Origin of the sequence: Massilia sp. Mn16-1_5, from assembly GCF_004798585.1 — a bacterium.
Taxonomy (GTDB): domain Bacteria; phylum Pseudomonadota; class Gammaproteobacteria; order Burkholderiales; family Burkholderiaceae_D; genus Telluria.
Map to the genome: position 1 here is coordinate 86882 of NZ_PPXQ01000014.1, position 15891 is coordinate 102772.

The 15891-nt window shown below is 65.8% G+C and carries 10 protein-coding genes and 2 riboswitches; of the genes, 6 read left to right on the forward strand and 4 right to left on the reverse strand.

Annotated features, from left to right (window positions below):
• Positions 1–8 precede the first annotated feature (8 nt).
• Positions 9–1148: a cell division protein ZipA C-terminal FtsZ-binding domain-containing protein gene (locus C2862_RS17425; RefSeq protein ID WP_136221410.1), complete on the reverse strand. Its 1140-nt coding sequence runs from the start codon at positions 1146–1148 to the stop codon at positions 9–11.
• Entirely contained in the window at positions 1145–4669 is a 3525-nt protein-coding gene (gene smc, locus C2862_RS17430; protein WP_136221411.1) for a chromosome segregation protein SMC, read from the reverse strand. Before smc ends, C2862_RS17425 begins: the two co-directional genes overlap by 4 nt.
• 302 nt (positions 4670–4971) lie before the next feature.
• Here smc and C2862_RS25545 point away from each other — a divergent pair, with 302 nt between their 5' ends.
• A complete protein-coding gene (locus tag C2862_RS25545; RefSeq protein WP_210736034.1) occupies positions 4972–5583 on the forward strand; it encodes a PEP-CTERM sorting domain-containing protein in 612 nt (203 codons plus the stop codon).
• Between the two features lie 47 nt (positions 5584–5630).
• On the opposite strand, the gene C2862_RS17440 is transcribed toward C2862_RS25545, so the two are convergent.
• Entirely contained in the window at positions 5631–7979 is a 2349-nt protein-coding gene (locus C2862_RS17440; protein ID WP_136221412.1) for a DUF1631 family protein, read from the reverse strand.
• 337 nt (positions 7980–8316) lie between these two features.
• Between C2862_RS17440 and C2862_RS17445 the strand changes: the two genes are divergently transcribed.
• Together C2862_RS17445 and C2862_RS17450 are read left to right on the forward strand one after the other, a co-directional pair.
• A complete protein-coding gene (locus C2862_RS17445) occupies positions 8317–9603 on the forward strand; it encodes a methyl-accepting chemotaxis protein (protein WP_136221413.1) in 1287 nt (428 codons plus the stop codon).
• Between the two features lie 210 nt (positions 9604–9813).
• A complete protein-coding gene (locus C2862_RS17450; RefSeq protein ID WP_136221414.1) occupies positions 9814–10047 on the forward strand; it encodes a hypothetical protein in 234 nt (77 codons plus the stop codon).
• A 279-nt stretch (positions 10048–10326) separates the two neighbouring features.
• On the opposite strand, the gene C2862_RS17455 is transcribed toward C2862_RS17450, so the two are convergent.
• Positions 10327–10887 (reverse strand): ATP-dependent Clp protease proteolytic subunit, encoded by a 561-nt coding sequence (locus C2862_RS17455; protein WP_136221415.1) that lies wholly within the window; start codon positions 10885–10887, stop codon positions 10327–10329.
• Between the two features lie 170 nt (positions 10888–11057).
• A riboswitch (glycine riboswitch) is annotated at positions 11058–11143 on the forward strand.
• Between the two features lie 16 nt (positions 11144–11159).
• Positions 11160–11254, forward strand: a riboswitch (glycine riboswitch).
• Positions 11255–11312: 58 nt separating this feature from the next.
• On the opposite strand from C2862_RS17455, the gene gcvT reads away from it, so the two are divergent.
• The 3 genes from gcvT to gcvP all read left to right on the forward strand — a co-directional run bounded on the left by gcvT (position 11313) and on the right by gcvP (position 15854).
• Positions 11313–12431 (forward strand): glycine cleavage system aminomethyltransferase GcvT, encoded by a 1119-nt coding sequence (gcvT, locus tag C2862_RS17460; protein ID WP_136221416.1) that lies wholly within the window; start codon positions 11313–11315, stop codon positions 12429–12431.
• Between the two features lie 40 nt (positions 12432–12471).
• On the forward strand, positions 12472–12852 hold the full coding sequence (gcvH, locus tag C2862_RS17465) for a glycine cleavage system protein GcvH (protein ID WP_136221417.1): 381 nt from the start codon (positions 12472–12474) through the stop codon (positions 12850–12852).
• Positions 12853–12968: 116 nt separating this feature from the next.
• A complete protein-coding gene (gene gcvP / locus C2862_RS17470; RefSeq protein WP_136221418.1) occupies positions 12969–15854 on the forward strand; it encodes an aminomethyl-transferring glycine dehydrogenase in 2886 nt (961 codons plus the stop codon).
• The last annotated feature ends 37 nt before the right edge of the window (positions 15855–15891 follow it).

The following is a 15891-nucleotide window of genomic DNA, read 5'->3' on the forward strand; positions in this document are numbered from 1 at the left end:
TCGAGACCTCAGCTGAACAGGCGCAGCGCGCGCGTCGAGCCGGCCGGGATGTCGGCCGCTTCCATTTCGGTATAGAAGTCCTTCACCTGGCCGGCGATTTCGTCCAGGGTCGCGTCCAGCAGCGGCTGCTCGAAGTCGTCGACCATGGTCGCGTCCAGGCGCAGCATCAGGTCCTTCGCGCACTTCACCATTGCGCCGAAGCCGTCGCGGCTCGGGGCCACGCAAGGCACGTCGAGCAGCAGGGTCAGGCGGTCGGTGGAGTCGGCGCCCATGTTGACGTTGGTCGAAAGCGTGAACAGCACGCCGCCGGCGCCGTCGGGCATGGCGAAGCGGCCGTCGGGACGGACGTCGAAGCCGGCGTTTTCCAGCGCGCCGATCAGGGTCGACATCGCCCATGGCGCGCCGTTCGACTTCAGGTTCACGCCCAGCTGGGCATCGTGGCCGGCAACAAAACGGTGCAGGGTGCGCGCTTCGCTCATCACTTCGATCATGTCCGGCACTTCCGGCTCGGCGCCGATCTCGTCGGCCACGGCGCGCAGGCGCGTCACCAGTTCCGAGTATTCCAGCTCGTTCAAGGCAGTCGTGCGGGTCGCCATCTGCACGCCGGCCTGCAGCTTGGTGTACACGCCGCCGTGCACGATCGGTTCCCAGTCGCCGTTCACGGCCAGGCCGATGTAGTGGATCGGCTTGTTGCCGACGCGGCGCAGCTTGTGCAGGGCCGGCAGGATCTTGTCGCCGCGCGCCGCGCCTTCCAGGGCCAGCGGGACCATGCAGTCGATCAGCGGGTCGACCAGGTTCTCGGCCACCTCGGCCGGTGCGGCATCCGGCGCGATGCCGGGCAGCGGCGCGGCCGGCGCCAGGGACTCGGCGGCCTCGCCGCTGCCGGTGTCGCCGGAGACACCGGTGGCCGCACCGGTGCCGAAGCCCGGCTCGACCGGCCCCATCGAAGGCGTGGAACCGATGTCGAGCACCGGTTCGCTGCGCTCGCTCGGGGTGCCGTCGGGACGCATCAGGACATCGTCATGGTCGGACGCGAAGGCGCGTTCGACGGTCTTGCGCGCCTTGTGCTCCTGCCACTTGTTGTAGGTGATGACGCCGACGACGAATACGCCGCCCGCCGCGATCAGGCTCATTTGGAAGTCTGTCATGCTGCTTGTGCCTCTTGTGCGAAGTGGGCGGCGGACTCCATGTCCACCGCCACGATGCGCGATACGCCCTGCTCCTGCATCGTCACACCGATCAGTTGATTGGCCATCTCCATCGCAATCTTGTTGTGCGAGATGAAGAGGAATTGGGTATGGTCCGACATGCGCTTCACCATGCGGCAGAAGCGCTCGGTATTGGCGTCGTCGAGCGGCGCGTCGACCTCATCGAGCAGGCAGAACGGCGCCGGGTTCAAACGGAACATGGAGAACACGAGTGCCGTCGCGGTCAGCGCCTTTTCGCCGCCCGACAACAGGTGGATGGTCGCGTTCTTCTTGCCCGGCGGCTGGGCCATGACCTGGACGCCGGCATCGAGGATCTCGTCGCCCGTCATCACCAGCCGCGCTTGTCCGCCGCCGAACAGGATCGGGAACAGTTCCGAGAAATGCGTGTTGACGCGCTCGAAGGTGTCCTGCAGCAGGTCGCGCGTTTCCTTGTCGATGCGGCGGATCGCGTCTTCCAGCGTGGCGATGGCTTCGTTCAGGTCCGCGTTCTGCGAATCGAGGAAGCGCTTCCTTTCGGTGGCAGTCGCCAGTTCCTCGACCGCGGCCAGGTTGACCGCACCCAGCGCGGAGATCGCATTCGTCAGGCGCGTGACCTCGCCCTGCAGGTACTGCGGCTTCAGCTCCGGATCGAGCTTCAAGGCCAGCGCCGCTTCATCGGCGCCGGTGGCGCTGAGTGCTTCGGCGAACTGCTCCTGGTTCAGGCGCGCGGCTTGCTCCTTCAGCTGCATTTCCGTGATGCGGTCGCGCTGCGGCTGCAGGTTGCGCTCGGAGCCCATGCGCGACTCTTCCGCATGGCGCAGCTGCTGCGCCACCTGGTCGAGTTCATGGCGCGCGTCCGACAGGGCTTTTTCCTGGTTCGTGCGGCGATCGAGCAGTTCCTGCAAGCCCTCGTGGGCGGTGCCGCTTTCCAGCGCCGCCAGTTCGGCCTGGCCGCCGCTGAGCGATTCGGCCACTTGCTGTGCCTGTTGCGTCGCGGTGGCGATGCTGCGCCGCAGTTCCTCGATGCGGGCGCGGCCCGTCTTCTCGGCGAACAGCGCTTCCTGGGCGCCGCGTTCCAGTTCGCGCAGCTTGTCGCGCGCTTCGCTGAGCGCCGCTTCGCGCTGCAGGAACAGCGTTTGCCCGTCCTCGAAGCTGCCCTGCAGTTCGGCCAGTTCGGCATCCAGGGTTTCGAACTGCTGCTCGGCCTCTTGCTGGACCATGCGCTGCTCTTCCTCCTGGGCCGCGATCTCGGCGAGATCGACGTCGATCTGGCTGCTCCTCTGGTTGAAGCGCGATTCGACTTCGTTCTGGCGCACCACCTCGATCTGCAGCGCATGGGTTTCGCGCTGCAGGGTGGCGATGCGGGCGCGCGCGTCCTGCAGGCGGCGCGTCAGTTCCGTCACCGCCGCCTCCGCGCGCACGGCGCGGGTGCGCGCATCGTCCGTCAGCAAGGCCTGGGCGCGCAGCTGGGTCGTCGTGTGGTCGATGTCGTGCTGGCGCTGCAGCATGCCGTCCTGCTCGGCGTCGGCCGCGTAGAAGCGCACGCTGGTGCCGGTCACGACGTGGCCCTGGCGGGTAACGAAGGAGCCGCCCTGCGGCAGGCGCGCGCGCTCGGCAAAGGCCTCGGTGACCGTCTCGGCGATGAACACCAGGTGCAGCCAGTCGTTGAGGACGCCGCGCACGCCGGGGTCGTTCAGCTTCAGCAGCGTGGCGAAGGATTTGAGGCCGACGACGTCGGGCGCGGCCGGCGCGCTCGGCGCAGGTGCGTACAGCGCCAGGCGCGCAGGCGGCGCATCGCCGGCAAAGGCCTTGGCCCACTCGATGTTGGAGAGTTCGAGCGCGCCGGCGCGTTCGCGCAGCACGGCTTCCAGCGCGGTCTCCCAGCCCTCCTCGATCTGCACCTTCTGCCACAGGCGCGGCAGCGCATCGAGCTCGTGCTTTTTCAGCCAGGGCGCGACCTTGCCTTGGGTTTGCACCCGCTCCTGCATCTGCTTCAGGGCCGACAGGCGCGCTTCCAGCTGGGCGTTCTTCGCGCTCTCCGATTGCGCCGCGGCCTGCGCTTCGCGCCTTTCGGTCTCGGCCGCTTCCTGGCCGGCTGCGGCCTCTTCCTGCATCAGGGTCTGCTCTTCCAGTGCCTGCTGCTTTTCTTCCAGCTGCATGCGCAGGTTGGCCAGGTGCGCGCTGTCGGGCGGCGCCAGCGCCTTCTTCTCGGCTTGCAGGCGCTCGCGCCGGGTGGCGAGGCCGCTCAGGATGTTGCCGGCGTTGCGGCCGTGGGCCGCGGCCAGCTCGATGCGCTGGCGCACTTCGCCGATGCGGGCGCGCGCTTCGTCGCCGCGGCGCTGGGCTTCGCGCCAGGCCGCGTCGAGTTCCGGCAGGCGCTCGTTCTGGGCCTCGACCGCGATCTGGGCGCCTTCCGCGCGCGCGGCCAGCTCTTCGACTTGATAGGTCGCTTCCTCGATCTGCTCTTCGTATTCCTGTGCCTGGGCCAGCCACTGGTCGCGCTGGGCAGCCAGGGTGCCGAGCTGGTTCTGCAGGCGGGTGCGCGACTCGATCACGAACTTGATCTGCGCTTCCAGGCTGCCGATCTCGGAATTGGTCTGGTACAGCGCGCCCTGCGCCGTGTGCAGGCGGTCGCCCACGGCGAAGTGATGCTGGCGCAGGTGCTCGAGTTCGAGTTCGACGTTGCGCAGCTTGGCGGTCTGTTCTTCGAGGCTGTTCTGCGCTTCTTCCATCTCCTTGAAGTAGCGCGCCTGTTCGGCCTTGGCTTCGTTCTTGCGCAGCAGCCAGAGCAGCTTCTGCTTTTCTTCCTGGTCGCTTTGCAGCTGGTGGAAGCGGTTCGCTACCGCCGCCTGGGCTTCGAGCTTTTCCAGGTTGGCGTTCAGCTCGCGCAGGATGTCTTCCACGCGCAGCAGGTTCTCGCGGGTGTCCGACAGGCGATTCTCGGTCTCGCGCCGGCGTTCCTTGTATTTGGAGACGCCCGCCGCTTCCTCGAGGAAGACGCGCAGTTCTTCCGGACGCGATTCGATGATGCGCGCGATCATGCCCTGGCCGATGATGGCGTAGGCGCGCGGACCGAGACCGGTGCCGAGGAAGATGTCCTGGATGTCGCGCCGGCGTACCGGCTGGCCGTTGATGTAGTAGGTCGAGGTGCCGTCGCGCGTGAGGGTGCGCTTGACCGCGATCTCGCCGTACTGGCCCCACTGGCCGGCGGCCTTGCCAAGGCTGTTGTCGAACACGAGTTCGACCGAGGCGCGGCCCGAGGGCTTGCGGTGGGTCGAGCCGTTGAAGATCACGTCCTGCATCGACTCGCCGCGCAGCTCGGATGCTTTCGATTCGCCCAGCACCCAGCGCACGGCGTCGATGATGTTCGACTTGCCGCAGCCATTCGGACCGACCACGCCGACCAGCTGCCCGGGGACCTGGAAATTGGTGGGATCGACGAAGGACTTAAATCCCGACAATTTAATGGAGGATAGTCGCACCTTGGTTCGGCTATGAGGGAATCGATAAAGCACGCATCATACCATCTGTTGCTTGCTTTTCGGCCAAGTTTCTGGCATGGACGCGGGTTGACGAGGTCCGATCGTGCTGATGCAGAAGCCCGCTCGGGCACACAGACAACTTGGATTTTGTCGAGAATCTTTACAGTACAGGAAATGATATTGCTGAATAATAAAGGTTGTCAAAAATAACTTATTGATTTCAATAGGAAATTTTCTTCTTGGAAATTGCTGGCATGCAGCTTGCTGTGTCATGCAGCACACACTATTTCCAGAGGAAAACCATGAAGAAACTCGTCTTTGCCGCCACCCTCGCCCTCGCCTTCTGTGCCAGCGCCCACGCCGCTGTCCTGACGACGACCTTCGCCAACAACAACAGCCATAACGGCAACATGTTCGACGTCGTCACCAAGGGCAGCGCGCTGACGGTCACGGGCTTCAACCTGAACCTGGATGCCGGCACCCACACGGTCGAGATCTACAGGAAGGACGGTAGCTGGCTGGGTGCATCGAATGACCGCAATGCCTGGTCGATGGTCGACAACCTGAGCCTCACGGGCAATGGCGCCGGCCAGGCGACCTTCCTCGACGTCGCCGACTTCCACCTGGACGCGAGCACGACGACGGGCCTGTACATCACTGTCAGCACTGGCGGCTGGCTGAACTACACAAACGGTAGCGCCGTCGGCAACATCGCTAGCCAAGATGACTACCTGGCAATCCTGGAAGGTGCGGGCAAGGCTTACGCGTTCGGTGACACTTTCACGCCACGCATCTGGAACGGCAGCATCTATTACGAGCTTGTCAGCAACGAAGTCCCGGAACCGGGCTCGCTGGCCCTGTTCGGCCTCGGCGTGGCCGGCCTGGGCATGCTGCGCCGTCGCAAGCAGGTTTGAATCCCAAGAGGTGAAGAAGCCGGCGCCGCGTGCGCCGGTTTTTTTGCTCAGGCGCGCAATGGCGTCGGATCGTTGACGGCATCCTGCAGCGCCTCGGTCAGCACGCGCCCCACCACACCCTCGAGCGCAAGGACCCGGACCGCCCCGCTGCGCAGGCCCTCGAGCAGCTTCTCGGCCGCCAGCGAAAAGGCTTCCTGGCGCAGGCCGCCCGAGAAAATGAAGAGCGTGCGCAGCGGACTGACCCAAGCCAGCTTGAGCTTGCGCACGCTGCCATCGGGCTGCCTGAACTCCAGGCGCGCGCCGCGCTCCAGTGTCTCGACCAGGCTGGCGGCATCGTCCGGCTCCACCGCCTCTTCCTGGGCCGCCGCCTGTTCCAGGGCGATGCGGCGCAGCGCGTCCTGCTGGGCGGCCTCGACCGCCAGTTCAAGCTGGCGCTCCGGCGACAGTTCCAGTGGCGCGCGCACGATCGACAGGTGGCATTTCGCCAGTTCGGCAAAGAAGTCCAGGCGTTCGGCATCGCGCCACTTGATGGCGTCCAGCCATTTGTTGAGGGCGGTGAGCAGGCTGGGGAGCTTGGCAAGCAGGGCCTTGCGCTGCTCCTGCGTGGCTTTCGGCTTCACGGTCCAGACCAGCTCGTCCATCGTCTGGGTGGCGTTCTCGATCGCGCCCGGCCGCTCTTCCTCGATCAGGTAGGCAAAGGTCAGCACGTCGACCCAGCGCTGCTCGAGGAAGCTCGAGACCACGCCGACCAGCTCGCCATCCGCCATGCGCACGCGCACGGCCTGGCGCGCCGAACGCGCGGCCACCGTCTGCTTTTCGATCTTCGTGGCGCGTGCGATCGGCGCGGCGATCGCTTCCTCGGCCGCCCGTTCCTCCACCGCCAGTTGCGCTTCCAGTTCCGCCACCGCCTCGGCGAACACGGCCGGCTGGGCGTCGCCTTCGCGCCCGATGCGCTCGACCCCGCGCTGCATGGCCTGCATCACCGGATCGTCGACGCCCTTGCGGCCCTCCCAGCCCATGTTCGAGAGCAGGTCGATCATGCGCCGCGCCGGGTGCGCTTCCTCGAAGAAGAAGTTCTGGTCGAGCAGCGCCGCCTTCAGCACCGGCACCTGCAGGAAGCGGATCAGTTCGCGGGTCTCGGGCGGAATGCTGTCGTCCAGCAGCACCGTTTCAAAAATGCGCGACAACAGGTCGAGGGTATGTTCCTCGCCGCGCGGCAGCGCGCCCTGGGGCAGGCTCTGCTTGAAGCGCGGCAGATAAAAGACGTTGTGCCCGTTGTGCGGGACAGCGGCGCCGGCCTGGCCGGGCTGAGCGGCGGACCCGGCCGCCGGCAGCGGCAATCCGGCCAGCAGTTCGAGCAATGCGCCGGGCTGGCCGAACGAGCTGGCGGGCATCACCGGGCCAGGCGCGCCCTCGCCTGCCGGTACGAAGCCGGGTGCGGCGGTGGCGCTACCCGATTGGCCGGGTCCGAAACCGGGATGGGCGCCGGCGGCCGGCCGCGCGCTTGCCGGCGTACCGGCGGCGCCACTGGCCGCGGCTGCGGCCGGCGCTGCCTGGGCGAACCCGGCCGCGGAACTCGGCCGCCAACCATTCCCTTGCGGCATATTCGGTAAGTCCGGCACCAGCGGGGCGCCCTCGCCGTCGCTGCCGAGCAGGCTGCGCAGTTGCTGCGCCAGCGCCGCGTCCATGCCGGGGCGGCGGCCACGGCCCGTGTCGCTGGTCTTGCTGATGTGGAAGCGTTCACGCGCCTGCTTGCTGCGCGCACACAGGGCCGCGTCCGCCGCCGCCAGGAGCGGCCCCAGGTCGAGGAAAAGCTCGGGGCGCAGCAGCGGCAGCAGCAGCGGATGGTCGTCGGCTTCCGGCGCAAAGGCGCGCCAGGCGTCGTGGATGGCGGAGACGAAAACTTCCGGGCGGAAGGGATTCTGGCCGGGACGCAGCAGCGCGCGCCCGAGCAGCATGCCGATGCGCACGCACAGGCTGGCCAGCACCTCGGAATGGGCGATCTCGAAAGGCCGGCACAGGGTGCCGAAGGCGATCCGGTTGTCGATCTCTTCCAGCGGCACCAGGCTGAGCGATACGGCGTCGGCGCGGCTTTTCGCGCCCGGGACCAGCTCGTCGACCGCTTCGCGCAGCGCGCGCTCGATCGCTTCGCCGGCCAGGTGGACGAAGGCGTAACTATTGTTTTTCAGGAGCGCGCCGGCCTTGGCGCGGCGGTAGGCGGCCTGCGGATCGAGGCCGCCCGTGGTCATGTCGCCGAGCGCCGCCACCATTCGGTTGACCATGGCGCCCAGCTGCTCGTTGGCGGCGGCGCTCGCGTCGCGCACGAGCTCGGCCAGCACCTCGCGCGGGGGCGCGGGCGGCTTGGCTTGAGCGTGATCATTGGCAGCGTGGGCCATGGCTTATTTCTTCCTGTGGCGCAGCTGCGCCGACACGGTATTGTTGCACATTATTGCTGCATGGCAATAGTTAGGGTTAAAAATTATTCGTGCGCTTGAGAGTGCCTAAGAAAACCGTCAGGGCAAGGCGCAGCGCCGAAGACAGTACTAGAGTACGGCGAGGCGCTGCAACGCAGCCATGGCGGTTTTGTTAGGCGCTCTAGGCGCCGCGCTTCCCTTCCCCTCGTTCACGGCACCCTAGCCGGACTCTTTAGCTTGCGATGACGCAAATGCCAGGCTTTTTGTTTCCCTAACATAACAAAGTCCCCTCCACTCCATCCCCTCCGAGGAAGCTTCCATGAAACAGATTCGTCAGCTCGACACCCGCTTCAAGATCGTTGGCGCCTTCGCGCTGCTGTTCCTGCTGGCTTGCGTCTGTGTGCTGTGGCTGATGGCGCAACTGGGCCCAGCCGCCGCGCCGCTACGCGGGGGCGTTTGGCTCTGCCTGGCCGGCGGCCTGGCCGTGACCGGCCTGCTGGCCTCCTGGATCGTGCGCGAAGCACAGCGGCCGGTACGCGACGCGCTGGCCCTGGCCCAGCGCCTGCTCGATGGCGACCTGCGGGTGCGCACGGCAAGCGGCACACCGGCCGCAGCGGGTGAATCCGGCACGCTGATGGCGGCCCTGAGCACGCTGGCCGGCAAGCTGGCCGCGATGATCGCCGACGTGCGCGTGGGCGCGGCCGGCATCGCCACCGGCACCACGGAAATCGCGACCGGCAACATGGACCTCTCGAAGCGCACCGAGCAGCAGGCGGCCTCGCTCGAAGAAACGGCCTCGTCGATGGAAGAACTGATCGCCACCGTCCGCCAGAACGCCGACTCCGCGCATACGGCCAGCAAGCTGGCGCTGTCCGCATCCGAGGTGGCCGTGAAAGGCGGCGCCGTCGTCAGCGACGTGGTCGGCACCATGGCCTCGATCAACGATTCCTCGAAGCGCATTGCCGAGATCATCGGCGTGATCGACGGCATCGCCTTCCAGACCAATATCCTCGCCCTGAACGCGGCGGTCGAAGCGGCGCGTGCCGGCGAACAGGGACGCGGCTTCGCGGTGGTGGCGTCGGAGGTGCGCAGCCTGGCCCAGCGCTCCGCGGCCGCAGCCAAGGAAATCAAGGCCCTGATCGACGATTCGGTGGCGAAGGTCGATGCCGGCACCCAGCTGGTGGACAAGGCCGGACGCACGATGGACGAGGTGGTCACCAGCGTCAAGCGCGTCACCGACATCATCGGCGAGATCGCCGCCGCCAGCGCCGAGCAGACCGCCGGCATCGAACAGGTGAATGGCGCGATTGCGGCGATGGACCAGGCGACCCAGCAGAACGCGGCCTTGGTCGAACAGTCGGCCGCGGCCGCCACGGCGGTGCGCGAACAGGCCGCCAGCCTGGGCCGCGCGACCGGCGCCTTCATGCTGGCCGGCGACACTCCCGCGGCAGCGCAAGCAGCGTCCTCCGGCACCGTGCGCCAGCTGCCGGCCGCGAAGCCGGCAGCGCGCAAGCCTTCTAAGCCGGCGCCGGCCGCGGCCGCAAAAACCGTCACGCCGATCCGGCGCGCGGTGACCAAACCGGATATGGATTGGGAAGAGTTTTAAGGCGTGGCGCGAAAATCGCTAACGAAAAACATTGAAGTATTCAGGGCATCGATTATTTTCAATGTGTAGGAACACATCCTACACAGGCTCAGGCGGTCATCCGATACCGGTTCAACAGTCCGGCTCGCATGATTGCAACACCGAAAAAACTGCTGAATACACAGTAGTTCGGAGAGCAGGCGTATTTCTCAACTTTGAAAGGAAATAATCATGGCCTCGAATCAAAAGCGCACCCAAGGTGGCACCCCTGAGCAGCACGCGGAAGCCGGCCGTCAAAGCCACAAGAACGACGGCAACAAGCAATCCGGCTCGGGCTCGGGCTCGAAGCAATCGGGTTCCGGCTCCGGTTCGCGCTCCGGCGGTGGCTCGGGCATGCGCGGCGGCACGCCGGAGCAGCATGCCGAAGCCGGCCGTCAAAGCCACAAGAACGACAACAAGCGTTAATTCGCTTCGATACGCCACCCCGGGGTGGCGCTGAAATAAAAAGGCCTCGAGCGCAGATGCGATCCGGGCCTTTTTATTATGGTCGCTTGTTTTATTTATTGTCCGGCTAACGCGACAATATCGGCGAATTTGAGTTTATATCGCAAAAGACTCGTCGATTAATATCGATATATACTCGAGTTAACCCGGCCATATAATCGAAAGCAGGTGATTATTCGAGAATTGCCTGCAAAGATTATTTGCATCGGCAACAAAATCGCCTGATTTAATTTGCAGGCATCAGATATTGCGCAGAATCGCGCCCTTCGGCGGCGCGAAGTCGGTGATCTCGTTGATCATGCCGGCCGTCTTGGCGTCGCGCGAATTCAGGTGCAGGTCGGAGTACTGGTGGATGGCCCACTGCTCCGGCGTCAGCTCGACGTGCTTGCGCAGGATCGACTCGGTGCGGGCGTCGTCCGCGCGCAGGCCCTCGACGATGATGTTCAGCGCGTCCGGGCGCGAACCGGGGGATGCCGTCGCATGCGACTTGTGCACCATGAAGCGCGCTGTTTCGCTGGCGTAACGGCGCGTGCCCGACAGGTACATGATGACGGCGATCGAGGCCACCGCCCCGCCGTTGTACATGACGAACTCGATCGGCGACTTCGACATGAAGTTGTACAGGCACAAGCCGTCGCTGACATAGCCGCCGTTCGACTGCACCAGCACGTGGGCCGTCTCGATGCCGTCCTCGGTCATGTGGCCGACCGCTTCGAATACCCGGTGCACCATGTCGCTGTTGACGTCGCCCGACAGCGTGAACCAGGCCTCCTTGCTTTGTTTCGCTTGATCTTCGCTCATAGTCTTGTTTTGCCCCGCAAAGTGTGAACCTCAGTTTAACAAATCGAGGAAAAAGCCTGCGCGCACGCCCTCCAACGGTGCGCGCGTGCCCACCCTGGCTCAACAGTCGATGCAGGCCGCTTATTCGCCCTGCCAAGATTGACATGCGTGCATGGGTGACATATCCTCCACAGTCTTGACCGGGAGAGCGCAGCACAGGCTGCCGCCGAAGGGGCATCACCCAAAAACTCTCAGGCAAAAGGACCGGTCAGGGGTCGTCGCGCGGCGCGCGAAGGCCACACTCTGGAGAGCGGCCTGTACAGGCCCACCGAAGGGGCAGGCGGAAACGATCCGCTATCTCTCAGGTACCAAGGACAGAGGGGCGCAGCCCACGTTCGGCTTCCGGCCGGCGTGGCGGCTCCCTTATATTCTGCCCTGAGGATTCCATGACGCTCAAAGCGACCCCGCTCAATTCCGCACACCGCGCACTCGGCGCCAAGATGGTCGATTTCGGCGGCTGGGACATGCCCGTCAACTACGGTTCGCAAATCGAAGAGCACCACGCCGTGCGCAGCGACGCCGGCATGTTCGACGTTTCGCACATGTGCGTGGTCGACCTCGAAGGCACGAACGTGCGCGCTTTTCTCCGCGGCCTGCTGGCCAACAACGTCGACAAGCTGCAGGTGCCGGGCAAGGCGCTCTACTCCTGCATGCTCAATCCGGAAGGCGGCGTGATCGACGACCTGATCGTCTACTTCTTCCGCGAAGACTGGTTCCGCCTGGTGGTCAACGCCGGCACCGCCGAGAAGGACATCGCATGGATGCGCCAGCAGAACGAGGCCACCAATAGCGGCCTGACGATCACCGGCCGCCGCGACGGAGAGAACGCCATCGCACTCGTTGCCGTGCAGGGTCCGAACGCCCGCGCCAAGGTCTGGGAAGTATTGCCGACTGCCAAGGAAGCGTCGCAGGACATGAAGCCCTTCAACGTCGTGATCGTGCCGGACACCGCCTTCGGCGAAGCCATGGTCGCGCGTACCGGCTACACCGGCGAAGACGGTTTCGAGATCGGCGTCCCGGCCTCGCAGGTCGAAGCGCTGTGGAACGCCCTGATCGCGGCGGGCGTGAAACCGGCCGGCCTCGGCGCACGCGACACGCTGCGCCTGGAAGCGGGCATGAACCTCTACGGCCAGGACATGGACGAGAACGTGAACCCGCTCGACGCGGGCCTGGCCTGGACCATCGACCTGGTGTCCGAGCGCGACTTCATCGGCAAGGCGGCCCTGCAGAGCAAAGGCCAGAACGCCCAGTTCCTGGGCCTGATCCTGCGCGAAAAAGGCGGCATCCTGCGCGCCCACCAGAAAGTGATTTCGGCGTCGGGCGCGCTTGGTGAAATCACCAGCGGCACCTTCAGCCCGTCGATGCAGCAGGCGATCGCCCTGGCGCGCGTGCCGATGGACGCCGCCGTCGGCGACACCGTGCACGTCGAGATCCGCGACAAGAAGCTGGCCGCGACCGTCGTCAAGCTGCCCTTCGTCCGCAACGGCAAAGTCCTCGCTGCCTAAGATTTATAATACCGCCACCATCCAACCTGGAGCCTTTTTAATGAACATCCCAACCGACCTGAAATACACCGAGTCCCACGAGTGGGTCCGCCGCGAAGCAGACGGCACCCTGACCGTCGGCATCACCGACTTCGCACAGGACGCGCTGGGCGACATCGTGTTCGTCGAACTGCCGCAGGTCGGCAAGACCTTCACGGCCGGCGACGACGCCGCCGTGGTGGAATCGGTCAAGGCGGCCAGCGACATCTACGCTCCAGTGAGCGGCACCGTCACCGAGGTGAACCAGGCGACCGCCGACGCGCCGGACTCGATCAACACCGACGCGTTCGCGGCCTGGCTGTTCAAGCTGAAGCCGAGCGACGCCGGCGCCTACGACGGCCTGATGGATGCCGACGCCTACGGCAAGTCGACCGGTAACTGATCCTTGCAGTAAAAGCCTGCGGCGCGCAGCTTGCGCCGTGGGCTGCGATCCCCACATACCCCTCTTAGTCCGGCCGGCCCTGCCCGTCCACCCGTCTTCTCTTTTTGGCCACCACCATGACCCGCACCAGCCTCACCCAACTTGAAGCCCGCGATTCCTTCATCCCGCGCCACATCGGCCCATCGACGCTCGAGGAAGCCGCGATGCTGTCGACCCTCGGCTACGAATCGCGCGCCGCGCTGATCGACGCGGTTGTTCCCGCCAACATCCGCCGCAAGGACAAGCTCGACCTGGGCCAGTTCTTCGAACCGCTGCCCGAGCAGGCCGCCCTCGCCAAGCTCAAAAGCATCGCCTCCAAGAACAAGGTGATGAAGTCGGTCATCGGCCAGGGCTACTACGGCACCCACACGCCACCTGTCATCCTGCGCAACATCTTCGAAAACCCCGCCTGGTACACCGCCTACACCCCGTACCAGCCGGAGATCTCGCAGGGCCGCCTGGAAGCGATCCTGAACTTCCAGCAGATGATCACCGACCTCACCGGCATGGGCATCGCCAACTCGTCGATGCTGGACGAAGGCACGGCCGCCGCCGAAGCGATGACGCTGATCCAGCGCGTCGGCAAGTCGGCCTCGAAGGTGTTCTACGTGGCCGACGACGTGCTGCCGCAGACCCTGGAAGTCATCAAGACGCGCGCCGAGCCGATCGGCGTCGAAGTGCGCACCATCGCAGCAAGCGACATCGACAAGCTGGACGAGACCTGCTTCGGCGTGCTGCTGCAATACCCGGGCGTGAACGGCGAAGTGCGCGACTACCGCGCCGCCTGCGAGAAGCTGCATGCCGCCGGCGCGATGATCATCGCCGCCGCCGACCTGCTGGCCCTGACCGTGCTCACGCCGCCGGGTGAATGGGGCGCGGACGTGGTCGTCGGTAACAGCCAGCGCTTCGGCGTGCCGCTCGGTTTCGGCGGCCCGCACGCCGGCTACCTGGCCACCCGCGACGAATTCAAGCGTTCGATGGCGGGCCGCCTGGTCGGCGTCACCGTCGACGCCCAGGGCCAGTCGGCCCTGCGCCTGGCGCTGCAGACCCGCGAACAGCACATCCGCCGCGAAAAGGCGACCTCGAACATTTGCACCGCCCAGGTGCTGCTGGCCGTGATGGCGGGCATGTACGCGGTCTACCACGGCCCGCAAGGCCTGACCCGCATCGCCCGGCGCGTGCACCGCATGACGGGCATCCTGGCGACCGGCCTGAAGCAGCTGGGCCTGGAACTGGCGAACGCCACGTACTTCGACACGCTGACGATCAAGACCGACCGCGCCGCCGAGCTGCACGCCGCTGCCAACGAGGCAGGCGTGAACCTGCGCCGCGTCGACGACCAGCACGTCGGCCTGTCGCTGGACGAGACCACCACCCGCGAAGACCTCGCCCTGCTGTTCTCGATCTTCGCCAACGGCCAGGCAGTCCCGGACGTCGAGTCGCTCGACAAGGATGCGGCTGAAGCCTTCCCTCAAGCCCTGGCCCGTACCAGCGCCTTCCTGACTCACCCGACCTTCAACCGCTACCACGCCGAGCACGAAATGCTGCGCTACCTGCGCGGCCTGGCCGACAAGGACCTGGCGCTCGACCGCACCATGATCCCGCTCGGCTCGTGCACGATGAAGCTGAACGCGACCTCGGAAATGATCCCGGTCACCTGGCCCGAGTTCTCGAACATCCACCCGTTCGCGCCAGACGACCAGACCGTCGGCTACCGCGAGATGATCGCCCAGCTGGAAGACATGCTGTGCGCCGTCACCGGCTACGCCGCGATCTCGCTGCAGCCGAACGCCGGCTCGCAGGGCGAATACGCGGGCCTGCTGGTGATCCAGAAGTACCACCAGTCGCGCGGCGAAGGCCACCGCAACATCTGCCTGATTCCGTCGTCGGCCCACGGCACCAACCCGGCATCGGCCAACATGGTCGGCATGCAGGTCGTCGTCACGGCCTGCGACGAGAATGGCAACGTGGACCTGGCGGACCTGAAGAAGAAGGCCGAGCAGCACAGCGCCAACCTCGCCTGCGTGATGGTGACCTACCCATCGACCCACGGCGTGTTCGAGGAAGGCATCCAGGAACTGTGCGAGATCATCCACTCGCACGGCGGCCAGGTCTACATCGACGGCGCCAACATGAACGCGCTGGTCGGCGTGGCCGCGCCGGGCGCCTTCGGCGGCGACGTCAGCCACCTGAACCTGCATAAAACCTTCTGCATCCCGCACGGCGGCGGCGGTCCCGGCGTCGGTCCGATCGGCGTCGGCGCCCACCTGGCCCCGTTCCTGCCGAACCAGCGCTCGACAGGCTACGTGCGCAGCGAAGACGGCATCGGCGCCGTCAGCGCCGCGGCCTACGGCTCGGCCTCGATCCTGCCGATCTCGTGGATGTACATCGCGATGATGGGCGCGGAAGGCCTGACGAATGCGACCGAAACCGCGATCCTGAACGCCAACTACATCGCGCGCCGCCTGGCGCCGCACTACCCGGTGCTGTACACCGGCCACGACGGCCTGGTCGCGCACGAGTGCATCATCGACCTGCGTCCGCTGCAGGACAAGACCGGCATCAGCAACGAAGACGTGGCCAAGCGCCTGATGGACTTCGGCTTCCACGCCCCGACCATGAGCTTCCCGGTGCCGGGTACCCTGATGATCGAGCCGACCGAGTCGGAATCGAAGGTCGAGATCGACCGCTTCATCGAGGCGATGATCACGATCCACGCCGAGATCGTCAAGGTCGAGCGCGGCGAGTACGACAAGATGGACAACCCGCTCAAGGGCGCGCCGCACACGGCGGAAGTGGTGACCGCCGACGACTGGCAGCACACCTACTCGCGTGAAGTGGCGGCCTTCCCGGTGGCCTCGCTGCGCAAGAAGAAGTACTGGCCGCCGGTCGGCCGTGCCGACAACGTGTACGGCGACCGTAACCTGTTCTGCGGTTGCGCGCCGATCAGCGATTACGAGTAATCGTTCATCGGTGAATTAAACGGCGGCGTGGGGAGCG

What these genes read in the sequence shown, in the direction of transcription:
- C2862_RS17425 (WP_136221410.1), bottom strand. Translation starts at nt 1,148, where the DNA reads ATGACAGACTTCCAAATGAGCCTGATCGCGGCGGGCGGCGTATTCGTC.
- C2862_RS25545 (WP_210736034.1), top strand. Translation starts at nt 4,972, where the DNA reads ATGAAGAAACTCGTCTTTGCCGCCACCCTCGCCCTCGCCTTCTGTGCC.
- C2862_RS17440 (WP_136221412.1), bottom strand. Translation starts at nt 7,979, where the DNA reads ATGGCCCACGCTGCCAATGATCACGCTCAAGCCAAGCCGCCCGCGCCC.
- C2862_RS17445 (WP_136221413.1), top strand. Translation starts at nt 8,317, where the DNA reads ATGAAACAGATTCGTCAGCTCGACACCCGCTTCAAGATCGTTGGCGCC.
- C2862_RS17450 (WP_136221414.1), top strand. Translation starts at nt 9,814, where the DNA reads ATGGCCTCGAATCAAAAGCGCACCCAAGGTGGCACCCCTGAGCAGCAC.
- C2862_RS17455 (WP_136221415.1), bottom strand. Translation starts at nt 10,887, where the DNA reads ATGAGCGAAGATCAAGCGAAACAAAGCAAGGAGGCCTGGTTCACGCTG.
- gcvT (WP_136221416.1), top strand. Translation starts at nt 11,313, where the DNA reads ATGACGCTCAAAGCGACCCCGCTCAATTCCGCACACCGCGCACTCGGC.
- gcvH (WP_136221417.1), top strand. Translation starts at nt 12,472, where the DNA reads ATGAACATCCCAACCGACCTGAAATACACCGAGTCCCACGAGTGGGTC.
- gcvP (WP_136221418.1), top strand. Translation starts at nt 12,969, where the DNA reads ATGACCCGCACCAGCCTCACCCAACTTGAAGCCCGCGATTCCTTCATC.